A 13,955-nucleotide genomic window follows, 5' to 3' on the forward strand; every position below is an offset into this window, starting at 1 on the left:
AGAGTCGCCGCGTTTCGGTGAACCGCGAAACGGCCTCGGGCCATGGGCTTAAGCCGCTCAGATCTGGCCGGCGTCCTGCCGGCTCTCCGCCAGCACCGCGCGCATCTCGCGCACGATGGTCCATTCCTCGTCGGTGGGGATCACATAGGCCTGCGGACCGCTGCCCCGGGTGATGCGCGTCGCGCCGGACCGGTTGGCTTCCGGGTCCAGCTCGAAGCCGGCCCAGCGGGCGGCCTCGATCACCTCGGCGCGGGTGGCGGCATCGTTCTCGCCGATGCCGGCGGTGAAGACGAGGGCGTCGATGCCGCCCAGCGCCGCCACCAGCGAGCCAAATTCCCGGTTGATGCGATAGACGAACAGGTCGATGGCCCGCTGCGCGCTCGGCTCCGCCTCTGCCTTCTCGCGCAGCTCGCGCATGTCGTTGGAGATGCCGGAGACGCCGAGCAGGCCGCATTTCGTATAAAGGAAATGCTCGGCCTCCGGCGCGCTCATGCCCAGCTCACGCTGGAGATAGAACACCACCCCCGCATCGATGGTGCCGCAGCGCGTGCCCATCACCAGCCCGTCCAGGGCGGAAAAGCCCATGGTGGTGGCGATGCTCTTGGAGGCCGCATAGGCGCCAAGGCTCGCGCCCGAGCCGAGATGCGCCGCCACCACCCTGCCGTGGACGAGGCGTTCGTCCACATGCGGAAACTGGGTGGCGAGATAGGCGTAGGACAGGCCGTGGAAGCCGTAGCGCTTCACCCCCGCGTCGGTGAGGGACTGCGGGATGGCGAAGGCCTGGGCGATCTCCGGCTGGGTGCGGTGAAAGGCGGTGTCGAAGGCTGCCACCTGCGGCAGGCCCGGCACCCGCCGCGCGATGATGCGGATGGGCTCCAGGCTGCGCGGCTGGTGCAGCGGCGCGAGCGGGGAGAGCGTGTCCAGCTCGGCGATGATCTCCGGTGTCAGCCGCACCGCGTGGGTGTAGTTGGGGCCGCCGTGTACCACGCGATGGCCCACGGCGGCGAGCTGGTGGCCGCCGCGATGGGCCGCGAGCCAGTCGGAGAGGTAGGCCAGCGCCTCCTCGAACCCGTAGGCCGTATCGTGGAGCCAGCGCTCCTCCCCTACCACCGCGCCCTCGTGATCCTTCACCTTGAAGTGCGGGTCAGTACCGAGGCCCTCGAACAGGCCACGATAGAGGCGGTTGGGCACGTCCGCCCCATCGTCCACGAACACCTGGAACTTGAGGCTGGAGGAGCCCGCATTCAGGACAAGCTGCACCTTCGCCATGCTCAGACCTCCACCGCCTTGGCCATCGCACGCTGCGCGTCAACCAGCAGGGACGCCACGGCGCAGGAGGCGAGCCGCGTGGTCTTGGAATCCGCCCGGCTGGTCAGGATGATGGGCACGCGGGCGCCGAGCACGATCCCCGCGGCATCGGCGCCGGCCAGGAAGGTGAGGCTTTTCGCCAGCATGTTGCCGGCCTCAAGATCCGGCACCACCAGAATGTTGGCCCGCCCCGCCACCGGCGAGATGATGTGCTTGATGGCCGCCGAGCCGAGGTCGATGGCGTTGTCGAGGGCCAGCGGCCCGTCCACGATGCCGCCGGTGATCTGGCCCCTGTCCGCCATCTTGCACAGGGCCGCCGCCTCGATGGTGGAGGGCACGTTGGGGTTTACTGTCTCCATGGCCGAGAGCACCGCGACGCGCGGCTCGTCGAATTTCAGCGCATTGGCAAGGTCGATGGCGTTCTGGACGATGTGGCACTTGTCTTCCAGCGACGGCGCGATGTTGATGGCCGCATCCGTGATGATCAGCGCATCCGGATGACCGGGCACGTCCATGACGAAGCAGTGGCTGATGCGGCGCGCAGTGCGCAAGCCGGTGTCGCGGGCCACCACGGCGCTCATCAGCTCGTCGGTGTGCAGGCTGCCCTTCATCAGGGCGTCGGCCTCGCCGCAGCGCACCAGTTCCACCGCCTTGGCGGCGGCGTCGTGGCTGTGGGCGGCGCTCACCTGCCGCAGGGCGGAAATGTCCAGCTTGGCCGCAGCTGCGGCAGCGGCGATCTTCCCCGGCGGGCCGACCAGGATGGGCTCGATGAGGCCCAGTTCCGCCGCCTCCAGCGCTGCGCCGAGGGAGGCCTCGTCGCAGGGGTGGGCCACCGCCACCCGCAGCTTGGGCAAGGCCTGCGCGGTAGCGATGAGACGATCATACTTCTCATGGCGCGGCGCCTGGGCGTGAGGCGATAAAGGCTCTAGGGCAATGGAGGCCGGCATCAAGGTTTCTCCCTGTCGTCCCACCGGTGCCGGCTGCTCAATCTGATCTTCCCCGGCGATCAGCGCGCGTGACAGGCGGAGAAAATAGCCTCTACCGGGGTAGGCTCAAGCCGAATTCGAACCAAAGCCTATGCCGAATTCAGGCTCTCGTCTTCCATGACACAAATCAATCCTTGGATTTATGACGCTTTCGTATCGCCCGCATCGGACTGGTCCGTATCCGCCGCCGCCAGCGCCTCGACAGCCTTGCGCAGGGTGGGGTGGATGTCGATGCCATCAGGGTTGAAGCCGTGAGTCACCATCCAGTTGCGCCACTCGGTCTGCCGGCAGGCGCCGACGAGCGCGATGCCGCGCTGACGCAGGGCATCGGATACCTCCTTCAGGGTAAAAAGGCCCGTTACATCCACCTCCGTCACCGGCAGCAGATCCAGGATGACCGCCTTCGGTGCCCCCTCCTCGGCGCTGGTGGCCGCCAGCAGCGCGTGGCGGAAATGGCCGGCATTGAAGAAGACGAGCGGGCCGTTGAAGCGGAAGATGACGAGGCCGTGGGGCGCCGTCGCGCTTTCGTGCCGCGACAGGGCATGGAAGCCCGGCATGCCCGCCACCCGGCCGAGGATCTCCACCCGGGGCCGGGCGCTCATGCGCAGGAACCGCAGCAGGGCCAGCACGACGGCGACCAGGATGCCCTGGGTCGCCCCCAGCACCACCACCCCCAGCGTGGCGAGAAGTGAGATCACCGCCTCCGCCCGGTCGGCGCGGGCGATGAGGCGCAGGGTGGCGAGGTCCACCAGCGAGAGGCCCGCCATTACCAGCACCGCGCCCAGCGCCGCCACCGGCACGTAGCGCAGCGGCGCGGTGAGGAACATGAGCACCAGCGCCACCGCGATGGCGGCGAACAGCGCCGCGGCGTGGGTGCGCCCGCCGGCGGCATCCGCCATGGCGGTACGCGAATCCGCCCCGCTGATGGCGAAGCCATGGGTGAGGGCCGAAACCACGTTGGCGGCCCCGAGGGCGGCAAAGTCCTTGTCCGGATCCACCTCGTAGCCGTTCTTCGAGGCGAAGGAGCGGGACGTGAGCATCATGCTGGTGAAGCTCACCAGGGCGAGGCCGCCGGCGGCGGGCACGAGCGCGGCCAGCGCGTCGGGATCGAGCTGGACCAGCATCACGCCCGGAAGCCCCACCGGCACCACGCCCAGGGTCTTCACCCCGGAAAGGTCGAGCCCCAGCAGGAACACCGCCAGCGCCGCGCCGGCCATGGCCAGCACCGCGGCCGGAAAGGCCGGCAGCAGCCGCCCGCTCGCGATCATGAGGCCGAACGCGCCGAGCGCGATGAGCAGGGTCGGCGGATGGGTTTCGCCCAGGCGCAGGACGAGATCGAAGGTCGCGTGCAGGACGTGGCCGGCCGTCCCCTCGATCCGCGTGATCTTGGCGAGCTGGCCCAGCACGATGGTGATGGCGATGCCGTTCAGGAAGCCGATGAGGATGGGCTTGGACAGGAAATCGGCCAGCACGCCGAGGCGCAGGAACCGCGCGAGGATGCAGATGATGCCGGTGAGCAGCGCCAGTTCGGCGGACAGCGCCGCATAGGTCGCCCCGTCTCCGGCCGCCAGCGGCGCCACGGCCGAGGCGATGACGGCGCAGGTGGCCGCATCCGGCCCCAGCACCAGTTGGCGGGACGAGCCAAAGATGGCATAGGCCACAAGAGGGAAGACGCAGGAATAAAGCCCCACCTCCGGGCGGAAGCCGGCAAGCTCGGCATAAGCGATGCCCACCGGGATCGCCACCGCCGCCACCGCCAGCCCCGCCCTCAGGTCGGGGCCGAGATCCACCCGGCGATAGGCGAGGAGGGCGGCAAGCCCGGGGGCCCAGCGCCTGAGGGCTTCACGCACGATCCCGCTCCTCGCCTTGCCGCGTCACCGCGCAGACGCTCGGGATTTGCGGCGGATACGCATGGCAGGATTTTAGACGAGGATGGCACCGGCTCATAGCCGGCTAAGGCGCCGCCCCAAAAGGGGCGCCCCGCGCGTCAGCGCGGGGCATAAGGCAAACTTGGAGGAAAAATCCCGACCGGGCCGCGTGCGGGGAAAGCGGCCCGGTCGACGCTGCCCGGAAGATTTCCTGCAGCGCGGGATCATCATTAGTCAGGGCCGAAGCCGCCGCATCCCCCAAACTGAGGACGGCGCGGATTTCCATTCCTCCCGCCCTAGATTTCATCGGCTGGAGCTTTGCGTCACCTCCGGCACAGGCCATGAAGGGACAGGACGCCACCGTTTCAGATCTGTGCCGGGTTCCGTCAGGCTCCCCCCTGAACGGATCCAGCTTCGAGGATGCCCCATGATTGATGCCGAATGACCGCTGCTGCCACGGGCCTGCGCACCCTGCTGCGCCACAAGGACCGCGTCCTCAAAGGGCTCGCCGCCGTGCTGTGGCTGGTGATCGTCATCTTGTCCCTGCTGCCGGGAAGCGAGCGGCCGCACACCGGCTATTCCGGCAATCTGGAACACTTCGTCGCCTATCTGGGCACGGGGGCGATGACGGCCTTCGCCTTTCCTGCGGCCTCGCTCCTGCGCCTCGCCCTGCCCTTCTGCCTCGCCTCCGGCCTGTTCGAGATCGCCCAGACCGTCATTCCGGGGCGCTCGCCGGGCGTGGACAACTGGATGGCGAGCAGCCTCGGCGCCCTCGTCGGGATCATCGCCGTGCGCACCGTGGCCCGCCCCCTCCTGATGCGCTGCCTCCGCCGCGAGACCTGACGGCGGAGCGGAGGGACCGCCCCCGCGCGGCCCCTCCCTGCCCGCTCACTTCATGGTGGGCATCACGAAGTCGGCGCCGGCGCGGATGCCGGTGGGCCAGCGGGTGGTGATGGTCTTCAGGCGCGTATAGAAGCGCACGCCCTCGGGACCGTGCATGTGGTGGTCGCCGAACAGGGAGGCCTTCCAGCCGCCGAAGGAGTGGAACGCCATGGGCACCGGGATCGGCACGTTGATGCCCACCATGCCCACCTTGATCTGGTGCGCGAACTCGCGCGCCGCATCGCCGTCGCGGGTGAAGATGGCGGTGCCGTTGCCGAATTCGTGGGTGTTGATGAGGCGCGCCGCCGTGGCATAGCTGTCGGCGCGCACCACGGCGAGGACGGGTCCGAAGATCTCCTCCTTGTAGATGCGCATGTCGCTGGTCACGTGGTCGAACAGGGTGCCGCCGATGAAATAGCCGCCCTCATAGCCCTGGAGCTTGAGGCCGCGCCCGTCCACCACCAGCTTGGCCCCTTCCGCGACGCCGCTGTCCACATAGCCCGACACCTTGTCGAGGTGCTGCCTGGTCACCAGCGGACCCATCTCCGCCTCGGGATCAGTGCCGGGGCCGACCTTGAGGGCGCGCACCCGCGGCTCCAGCTTTTCCATCAGGGCCTCGGCCGTGCCCTCGCCCACCGGCACGGCCACCGAGACCGCCATGCAGCGCTCGCCGGCCGAGCCGTAGGCAGCGCCCATGAGGGCGTCCACGGCCTGGTCCATGTCGGCGTCGGGCATGATGATCATGTGGTTCTTGGCGCCGCCCAGCGCCTGGCAGCGCTTTCCGGTGCGCGCCGCGGTCTCGTAGATGTAGCGAGCGATGGGGGTGGAGCCGACGAAGCTGATAGCCTCCACGCCCGGATCGGTCAGCAGCGCATCCACAGCCACCTTGTCGCCCTGCACCACGGTGAAAACGCCGTCCGGCAGGCCGGCTTCCTTCAGCCACTCGGCCATCAGGAGCGCGGCGGAGGGATCGCGCTCGGACGGCTTCAGGATGAAGCAGTTGCCGCAGGCCAACGCCACCGGGAACATCCACATGGGCACCATGGCCGGGAAGTTGAACGGCGTGATGCCGGCCACCACGCCGAGGGGCTGGCGCACGGCGTGGCTGTCCACGCGGGTGCCCACGTCCTCGGTGATCTCGCCCTTGAGGAGCTGCGGCGCGCCGGTGGCGAATTCCACCACCTCCATGCCGCGCTGGATCTCGCCCTTGGCGTCGGAAAACACCTTGCCGTGCTCGGCGGAAATCACCTCGGCTAGCGTGTCGATGCGCTCTTCCAGGATGCGCAGGAAAGCGTTGAGGATGCGGGCGCGGCGCAGGGGCGTGGTGGCCGCCCAGCCGGGCGCGGCCGCATTGGCCGCCTCCACCGCCGCACGCACCTCAGCCTCGGAGGCGAGCGCCACCTCGCCGGACTGCGCGCCGGTGGCCGGGTTGAACACCGGTGCGGTGCGGCCGCTGGTGCCGGGCACCTGACGGCCGGCGATGAAGTGCGGGATGGAGACGGGGCCTGAAACAGGCTGGGCGGCGGCGAGCGGCATGGTCTGGGCCTCTTGAAGCGGCGGGAAGGTGCCCCGTCTTCCCACTTCAAAAGACGCTCATCAATGCTATCATTCGAGCATCTGTTATGCGGATTTTGAAGTATGGATTGGGACCATCTGCGCGTCTTCCTCGCCGTGGCGCGGCAAGGGCAGCTTCTGGCGGCAGCGCGGCGGCTGGGGCTCAACCATGCCACCGTGGCCCGCCGGCTCGATGCGCTGGAGGAGGCGCTGGGCGCCCCCCTGTTCGATCGCCGCCCCGCCGGCTGCGTGCCCACCGAGGCCGGCGAGCGGCTGCTGCCGGCGGCCGAGCGGGTGGAAGCGGAGATGCTGGGCATCGCCGAGGGCTTCCGCGACGCGGCGGCGGACGTCTCCGGCACGGTGCGGATCGGCGCGCCGGATGGCCTCGGCAATTACTTCCTCGCGGCGGAGCTGGGAGCGCTGGCCGCCCTCTATCCGGACCTCGTGGTGGAGCTGGTGCCCCTGCCGCGCACCTTCTCCCTGTCTCGACGCGAGGCGGATCTTGCCATCGTGCTCGACCGGCCCACGGAAGGCCGGCTGCTGGTTTCCCGGCTCATCGACTACACGCTCTCGGTCTACGCCGCCCGCGCCTATCTGGAGCGCCATGGCACCCCGGAGACGGCGGAAGACCTCGCCGGCCATGTGGTGGTGACCGGGGTGGAGGACCTCGCCTATGCCTCCGCGCTGGATTATTCCGGCGTGCTGGAGAAGCACGGGCGCAGCCGGTTTCGCTGCGCCAGCGTCATGGGCCAGATGGAGGCGGTGCGCGCGGGGGCCGGCATCGGCGTGCTGCACGATTTCGCCGCCGGCCGGCATCTGGAGGCACAAGGGCCGGATGCGCTGGTGCGGATCCTGCCCGGCATCGGCTTTCGCCGCTCCTATTTCCTCCTTGCCCACCCCGACACGGTGCAGGTGAGGCGCATCGCGGTGCTGCGGGATGTGCTGGCGCAGCGCTTCCGCGAGGAGCGCGCCCGCTTCATCGTCCCATGAAGACGGCGCGGTCGGCTCGGATGGTGGTGGTGATGGCCTCCAGCACAGCCCGCACCCGATTGAGGTGCTTGAGGTCGTCATGCACCGACACCCAATAGCTGCGGGTCAGCCGGAAGGCGCCCTCCAGCAGCACCTGAAGGTTCGGATGGGCGGCCGCGAGAAACGCCGGCAGCACGCCCAGCGCCGCCCCGCTCACAACCGCATTCACCTGTGCGATGACGCTGGTGGAGCGGATGACGGGAGTCACTTCCACACCTGCCTCCAGCGTGGAGAAATCCAGCGCGCGGGTGAACAGCAGTTCCGGGATATAGCCGGCGAAGACATGGCCCTGAAGCTCCGCCGCCGTGCCGGGCCGACCCCTGCGATCGAAATAGGCCGGCGTGCCATAGAGTTCGAGGGTGTAGTCCGTGAGCTTCTTCACGCTCAGCTGCCCGGCGATGGGGCGGTCGAGGGTGATGGCGATGTCCACCTCGCGGCTCGCCAGCGAATAGGCGCGCGGCAGGGCGACCAGTTCGGTCTCCAGCTTCGGATTTTCCGCCGACAGCGCCGCGAGGCGAGAGGCCAGATAGCCCACCCCCAGCCCTTCCGGCGCGCCGATGCGCACCCGCCCCGCCACCTGCATGCCGGCCTCGCCCAGGCCGACGATCTTGCGCAGGACGATGGATTCCATCTCCTCCGCCGCCTGCGCCAGCTTCTGGCCCTGCTCCGTAATCACCGTGCGGCGGCCGGCGCGGGCGACGAGGGGCGCCCCCACCTCCTTCTCCAGCCGGGCGACGCGGCGGCCCACCGTGGTATCGTCGAGCCCCAAAGCGCGCCCGGCCCCCGCCATCCGGCCGGTGCGCGCCAGCTGGAGGAAGATGCGCAAATCGTCCCAATCCATGGCCTCGGGATCTCTCGCCAATTGCTGCAATTTTGCAGAATGGATCCGACTTTATCGGCCTTGAGTGCAAATCTGCAAGCTGGGATCAAGGCAAAACCCAGCGCGAGGAGGAACGCCAGATGCAGCGCCAGAACGAGCCGGCCGCCGAACGGCTGGAGGGGGATTACGACTATATCGTCGTGGGCGCCGGCACCGCCGGCTGCATCGTCGCCAACCGTCTGTCGGCGGATGCGCGCAAGCGCGTGCTGATCCTCGAAGCCGGCGGCAACGACAACTGGATCTGGTTCCACATTCCGGTGGGCTACCTGTTCGCCATCGGCAATCCGCGCGCGGACTGGATGTTCCGGACCGACCCCGAGCCGGGGCTGAACGGGCGGTCCCTGGCCTATCCGCGCGGCAAGGTCATCGGCGGCTGCTCCGCCATCAACGCCATGATCTCCATGCGCGGCCAGGCGGCGGACTATGACCACTGGCGCCAGCTGGGCCTTGCCGGCTGGGGGTGGGATGATGTGCTGCCCGCCTTCAAGTCGCTGGAGGACCATTTCCTCGGCGCCAGCGACATTCACGGCACCGGCGGCGGCTGGCGCATCGAGGCGCCGCGCATCGCCTGGCCGGTACTCGATAAGGTGGCGCAGGCGGCGGGGGAGATGGGCATCCGCTCGGTGCCCGATTTCAACACCGGCGACAACGAGGGCGTCGGCTATTTCCACGTGAACCAGAAGCGCGGCCGGCGCTGGTCCTCGGCCCGCGGCTTCCTGAAACCCGCCTTGTCCCGCCCCAACCTGCGCCTGGAAACGGGGGTGCTGGTGGACCGGCTCGTCATCGAGAACGGCCGGGCGGTGGGGGTGCGCTACATGCAGAACGGCCGGCTGGTGGAGGCCCGCACCCGTGGCGAGGTCATCCTGTCCGCCGGCTCCATCGGCACCACGCAGGTGCTGCACCGCTCCGGCATCGGCCCCGGCGAATGGCTCTCGGCGCTCGGCATCGAGACCGTGCGCAACCGGCCGGGGGTGGGCCGAAACCTTCAGGATCATCTGCAGCAGCGGGCCATCTACAAGGTGAACGGCATCCGCACCCTGAACGAAACCTATTATTCCCTGCCCCGCCGCGCGCTGATGGGGGTCGACTATGCCCTGCGCCGGCGCGGGCCGCTCACCATGGCGCCGTCCCAGCTCGGCATCTTCACCCGCTCCGATCCGAGGCAGGAGCGAGCCAACATCCAGTTCCACGTGCAGCCGCTCTCGCTCGACAAGTTCGGCGAGCCGCTGCACCGCTTCCCGGCCATCACGGTGGCGGCCTGCAACCTGCGCCCCACATCGCGCGGCGTGGTGCGGCTCACCTCCATGGCGTTGGACGCCGCCCCGCAGATCGCCCCCAATTATCTCGCCACCGACGAGGACCGGCAGGTGGCGGCGGACGCCATCCGCGTCACCCGCCGCCTCATGCGCCAGCAGGCCCTTACCCCCTACCGGCCGGAGGAATACCTGCCCGGCCCGACAGTCGGCGAGGACGACGCAGCGCTGGCCAAGGCGGCGGGCGATATCGGCACCACCATCTTCCACCCCGTGGGCACGGCGAAGATGGGCCGTCCGGACGACCCCATGGCGGTGGTGGACGAGCGGCTGCGCTTCTACAGCATCGAGGGGCTGCGCGTCATCGACGCCTCGGTGATGCCCACCATCACCTCGGGCAACACCAACACCCCCACCGCCATGATCGCCGAGAAGGGCGCACGCCTCGCCATCGAGGATGCGGCGCTGGGCGCATCCTCCGCCAACGCGGCGGCGTGAGATCCCCTCACGTCCTCAGGGCGCGGCGGAGCACCTTGCCGGATGGGGTGTGGGGCAGCTCGCGCACGAACACATAGGCGCGCGGGCGCTTGTATTCGGCCAGGTGCCGGGCGGCGTGATGGGCGAGCGCGTCCGGGTCGCCGGCCGCGCCCTCGTGCAGCACCACGAAGGCGGTGATGACCGAGACCTCGCCGGATTTTGCTTCCGTCACAGCCACTTCGGCGACGGAGGGATGATCGGCCAGCGCCCGCTCCACCTCCTCCGGCGCCACCCGATAGCCGAATGCATTCATCTGGTCGTCGGAGCGGCCCTCGTACCAAAGGTAGCCCTCTTCATCGAAGCGGGCGAGGTCCCCGGTAAGGAACCAGTCGCCGCGCATCACCGCCGCCGTCTCCTCCGGCAGGCCCCAATAGCCGAGCATCAGGCCGGGATCGGAGCGGTGGACGGCGAGGACGCCCGTCTCCCCCGGCGGCAGCGGCTGGTCGGCCGCATCCGCCGCCGCATCCGGTGGCAGAACGCACACGCGCCGGCCCGCCTGCGGCTTGCCGGGACTGCCGGGGCGCGTGGGAACGCTTGGGCCGGAGGAGATGTAGGTGGAGATCTCGCTCATCCCCAGCGCCTCGTAGAGCGGGCGGCCGGTGGCCTCGATCCACTCGCGATGCAGGGTCGGCTTCAGCGCCTCTCCGGCGGTAAGCCCATGGCGTAGCGCGGGAAAACGGCTGGGGGTGACGGACCCGTATTTCAGGATGCGCCGGTAGAGGCCGGGGACGGCGGCGAACAGGGTGGCGCCCGTCGCCTCCAGCAGGTCGGGCCAGGCATCAAGCGGGCGCTCGCCCAGATGGACGATGCTGGTGGCCCCCGCAGACCATGGGTCCATGAGGCCGGCGCCCAGGGTGTAGGTCCAGTTGAAGGCGCCGGCGTGGAACAGAAAATCCGTCGATGAAAGCCCGAGCCAGCCCTCCCGCATGGGCCTTCGGCCGAGCACCACGCGCTGGGCATGGGCGACGCCTTTCGGCCGTCCACTGGTGCCGGAGGTGTAGACGAGGAAGGCGAGATCGTCCGCCTTCGTATCGGAAACTTCGGCAGGATCGGCTTGTTCGAGTTCGGCGATCTCGCCCCGCCCGAGCACCCGCGCCGCGCCCGGCTGGGAGGGCATGGCGCCGGAGCCGTCGCCCACCACCAGAAGCGCCCCGGAATCGGCGAGGATGAGGTCCACCTCGTCCTGGGTGAGCAGGGTGGAGGTGGGGATGGGCGCGAGCCCCGCCGCGATGGCCCCGAAGAACAGCAGCGGGAAGTGGGAGGTGTTGCCCACCCGCAGCAGCACCCGCGACCCGCGCGGCAGGCCATAAGCGGCAAATCCGCCGGCCATGCGCGCCACCGCCGCGCGCATCTCGCCATAGGTCCAGGTCTCGACGATGCGCCCCTTGGGGCCCTCCGCCACCAGCAGGGCCGGCTTTGCCGCATCCGCCCCCTGGTCGAGGCAGTAGCGGGCGAGATTGAAGGGGGTGTCGGGCAGGGCGTCGCTCATGGTGCGATCATGGACCAGCTTCAGCCGCGCTGGCCAGATGGCACGCCGCCGCGATGGGGTGGCGCGCCCCTCCTGTGCTCAGGCCAACGCGCCGCAGCCGGGGGGCAGCAGCGTGTGGAAATCGGTGCGGCGCTGATAGGCGTCGCCCGCTTGCAACAGCACCGGCTCGGCATAGGGCCGGCCCACCAGTTGGAAGGCCGCCGGCAGGCCGTTGGCGGTGAAGCCGCACGGCACCGACAGGCTCGGCAGGCCGAGATAATTGATGCCCCGCGTGAACGCCGCGAGGCGCCCCACCACCGCGGCGATATCCTCCGGCGGCCCTGCGGTGGTCTCGGCGATGCTGGGCACCGGCACCGGAAGGGTCGGCATAAGCGCCATGTCCGCGTCGCCCATGGTGGCGGCGAGCCAGTCGCGGGTCACGCCGGCGCGCATCATCAGCGCCTCGGCGTAGCGGGTGGCCGGCAAGGCGAGGCCGGGCAGCATGCGGGCGCGCACCTGCGGGCTGTAGTCCTGTGGCCGCTCGGTGAGCCAGCGGCGGTGGAGGGTGGACATCTCCACCAGCATCACCACCTGCATCAGCGCGTTCACCAGCGCCATGTCGGGCGGGCTGGTCTCGACCAGGCGCGCGCCGGCCTCCTTCAGCACGGCGCGGCTGTCGTCCATGAGCACGGCGATCTCCGGCGTCGCCTGCTCGCGGTAATAGCCGGAGGGCACGGCGATGGTGAGGCCCTTGAGGTCTCCCGTCAGGCCGCCCTCGAAATCGAGGCGCGGGGCCGGCAGGGTGGCGGCATCGCGCGGGTCGGGCCCGGCAAGGACGGTCATCATGCGCGCCGCGTCGCGGGCGGTGCGGGTGAGCGGGCCGACGGTGTCGAGGCTCGGCGCCAGCGGCATGGCGCCGTAGAGCGGCACCAGGCCATGGGTGGGCTTCAGGCCCGTCACACCGCACATGGCGGAGGGATGGCGGATGGAGCCGCCGGTGTCCGATCCGAGCGCCCCCGGAACCATGCGCGCGGCCACCGCCGCCCCCGAGCCGGAGGAGGAGCCCCCGGCCCCATAGGCGGTGTTCCACGGGCTGAGGCCGTGGCCGTAATGGATATTGAAGCCTGTGGGCGAGAGCGCGAACTCGGCGAGGTGCAGGGAGCCCAGATCCAGCGCGCCCGATGCATCCAGCCGCTCCAGCACGCTGGCGGTCACGTCCGGTACGAAATCCTTGCGGATCAGCGAGCCGCCGGTGGCGACGCGGCCGGCGCGATAGAGCAGGTCCTTGTGGGCCAAGGGCACGCCGGCCAGCGGCCCCAGCTTTTCGCCCCGCGCCCGAGCGAGATCGACGCCGCGCGCCTGTTCCCGCGCCCGCTCGGGCTCGATCTGCATCACCGCATTGTAGCGCGGCCCGAGGGTTTCGAGCCGCTTCAGCGCCTCCTCGGCGAGGGCTTCGGACGAGACGGAGCCATCGGCCACGGCGTCGGCCATCTCCACGACGCCGAGGGTGAAAAAGCCGCTCATTCGCCCGCCTCCGTGCCGGTCTTCCGGCCGGCCTTCAGGCCAGCGGCGATCTCGGCGCACAGGGTGGCGAAGCTCCAGGGTGCGGCATCGAAGGCGAGGCGCTGGTCGGCGCCGGCCGCCACGCGGGCATTGAGATCGCCGGCCAGTGCGGCAACCGCCCGCGCCTCCGTCTCGGTCAGCGTGATGCCGTTGTCCGCACTCACGCGGGCGGCGATGTCGTCTTGGGTCATGGGCGGGTTCCGGGGCAGCGTGTGACGGGCGCGGACGGCGCTTCGGGGGGCGGGATTCGCCGGCGAGTGTAGAGGCTGCGGCCGGCATGGAGAATGCGGCGCGCGCGCCCGTGGTGTCTCAGTTCGAAAAGACGCGCGGTCGCCCCCTCTCCCCTTGCGGGGGAGGGCTGGGGAAGGGGCAGGCCCTCTCCCTTCAGGTGGTCCGCTGGGTGATGGCGCCGGCTTCTGGCCGCGAGGTTATGGGTAGGAACACTTCAGGCCGTCATGGCCGGGCTTGACCCGGCCATCCACGCGGACGGGCCGGGCGCAAAACTCTGAACGGAGCCCAAGCGGCCCGGCGTGGATGCCCGGGACAAGCCCGGGCATGACGGCTGGAAAAAAGCCGGGCTGCCCCCTCTCCCGCTTGCGGGGGAGGGCTCGGGAGCGTGCAGGGTCG

General features: G+C 69.9%; 11 protein-coding genes. 3 read left to right on the forward strand and 8 right to left on the reverse strand.

Annotated elements, in window-relative coordinates:
• Positions 1-57: 57 nt before the first annotated feature.
• The 3 genes from FZ033_RS03470 to FZ033_RS03480 all read right to left on the reverse strand — a co-directional run bounded on the left by FZ033_RS03470 (position 58) and on the right by FZ033_RS03480 (position 4,144).
• Positions 58-1,269, reverse strand: coding sequence for an acetate/propionate family kinase (locus tag FZ033_RS03470; protein WP_149574770.1), 1,212 nt, complete (start codon positions 1,267-1,269; stop codon positions 58-60).
• 2 nt (positions 1,270-1,271) lie between these two features.
• Complete coding sequence (locus FZ033_RS03475; RefSeq protein ID WP_149574771.1) at positions 1,272-2,255, reverse strand: phosphate acetyltransferase; 984 nt, start codon at positions 2,253-2,255, stop codon at positions 1,272-1,274.
• A 179-nt stretch (positions 2,256-2,434) separates the two neighbouring features.
• On the reverse strand, positions 2,435-4,144 hold the full coding sequence (locus FZ033_RS03480; protein WP_149574772.1) for a SulP family inorganic anion transporter: 1,710 nt from the start codon (positions 4,142-4,144) through the stop codon (positions 2,435-2,437).
• Between the two features lie 459 nt (positions 4,145-4,603).
• On the opposite strand from FZ033_RS03480, the gene FZ033_RS03485 reads away from it, so the two are divergent.
• Complete coding sequence (locus FZ033_RS03485) at positions 4,604-5,005, forward strand: VanZ family protein (RefSeq protein ID WP_149574773.1); 402 nt, start codon at positions 4,604-4,606, stop codon at positions 5,003-5,005.
• 45 nt (positions 5,006-5,050) lie between these two features.
• On the opposite strand, the gene FZ033_RS03490 is transcribed toward FZ033_RS03485, so the two are convergent.
• Positions 5,051-6,580, reverse strand: a complete 1,530-nt coding sequence (locus tag FZ033_RS03490; RefSeq protein ID WP_149574774.1) for a CoA-acylating methylmalonate-semialdehyde dehydrogenase — start codon at positions 6,578-6,580, stop codon at positions 5,051-5,053.
• Between the two features lie 102 nt (positions 6,581-6,682).
• Between FZ033_RS03490 and FZ033_RS03495 the strand changes: the two genes are divergently transcribed.
• A complete protein-coding gene (locus FZ033_RS03495; protein ID WP_149574775.1) occupies positions 6,683-7,588 on the forward strand; it encodes a LysR family transcriptional regulator in 906 nt (301 codons plus the stop codon).
• On the opposite strand, the gene FZ033_RS03500 is transcribed toward FZ033_RS03495, so the two are convergent.
• Positions 7,575-8,468, reverse strand: a complete 894-nt coding sequence (locus tag FZ033_RS03500) for a LysR family transcriptional regulator (RefSeq protein WP_149574776.1) — start codon at positions 8,466-8,468, stop codon at positions 7,575-7,577. The genes FZ033_RS03495 and FZ033_RS03500 overlap by 14 nt on opposite strands.
• 119 nt (positions 8,469-8,587) lie before the next feature.
• On the opposite strand from FZ033_RS03500, the gene FZ033_RS03505 reads away from it, so the two are divergent.
• Positions 8,588-10,258, forward strand: coding sequence for a GMC family oxidoreductase (locus FZ033_RS03505; protein ID WP_149574777.1), 1,671 nt, complete (start codon positions 8,588-8,590; stop codon positions 10,256-10,258).
• Between the two features lie 7 nt (positions 10,259-10,265).
• On the opposite strand, the gene FZ033_RS03510 is transcribed toward FZ033_RS03505, so the two are convergent.
• The 3 genes from FZ033_RS03510 to FZ033_RS03520 form a co-directional block, all read right to left on the reverse strand.
• Positions 10,266-11,786 carry an acyl-CoA synthetase gene (locus FZ033_RS03510; RefSeq protein WP_149574778.1) on the reverse strand — a complete coding sequence of 507 codons (1,521 nt, stop codon included), beginning with the start codon at positions 11,784-11,786 and terminating at the stop codon, positions 10,266-10,268.
• Positions 11,787-11,864: 78 nt separating this feature from the next.
• A complete protein-coding gene (locus tag FZ033_RS03515; RefSeq protein ID WP_149574779.1) occupies positions 11,865-13,289 on the reverse strand; it encodes an amidase in 1,425 nt (474 codons plus the stop codon).
• Positions 13,286-13,519, reverse strand: a complete 234-nt coding sequence (locus FZ033_RS03520) for a hypothetical protein (RefSeq protein ID WP_149574780.1) — start codon at positions 13,517-13,519, stop codon at positions 13,286-13,288. Before FZ033_RS03520 ends, FZ033_RS03515 begins: the two co-directional genes overlap by 4 nt.
• Positions 13,520-13,955: the final 436 nt, after the last annotated feature.

Origin of the sequence: Xanthobacter oligotrophicus (genome assembly GCF_008364685.1) — a bacterium.
Lineage (GTDB): Bacteria > Pseudomonadota > Alphaproteobacteria > Rhizobiales > Xanthobacteraceae > Xanthobacter > Xanthobacter oligotrophicus.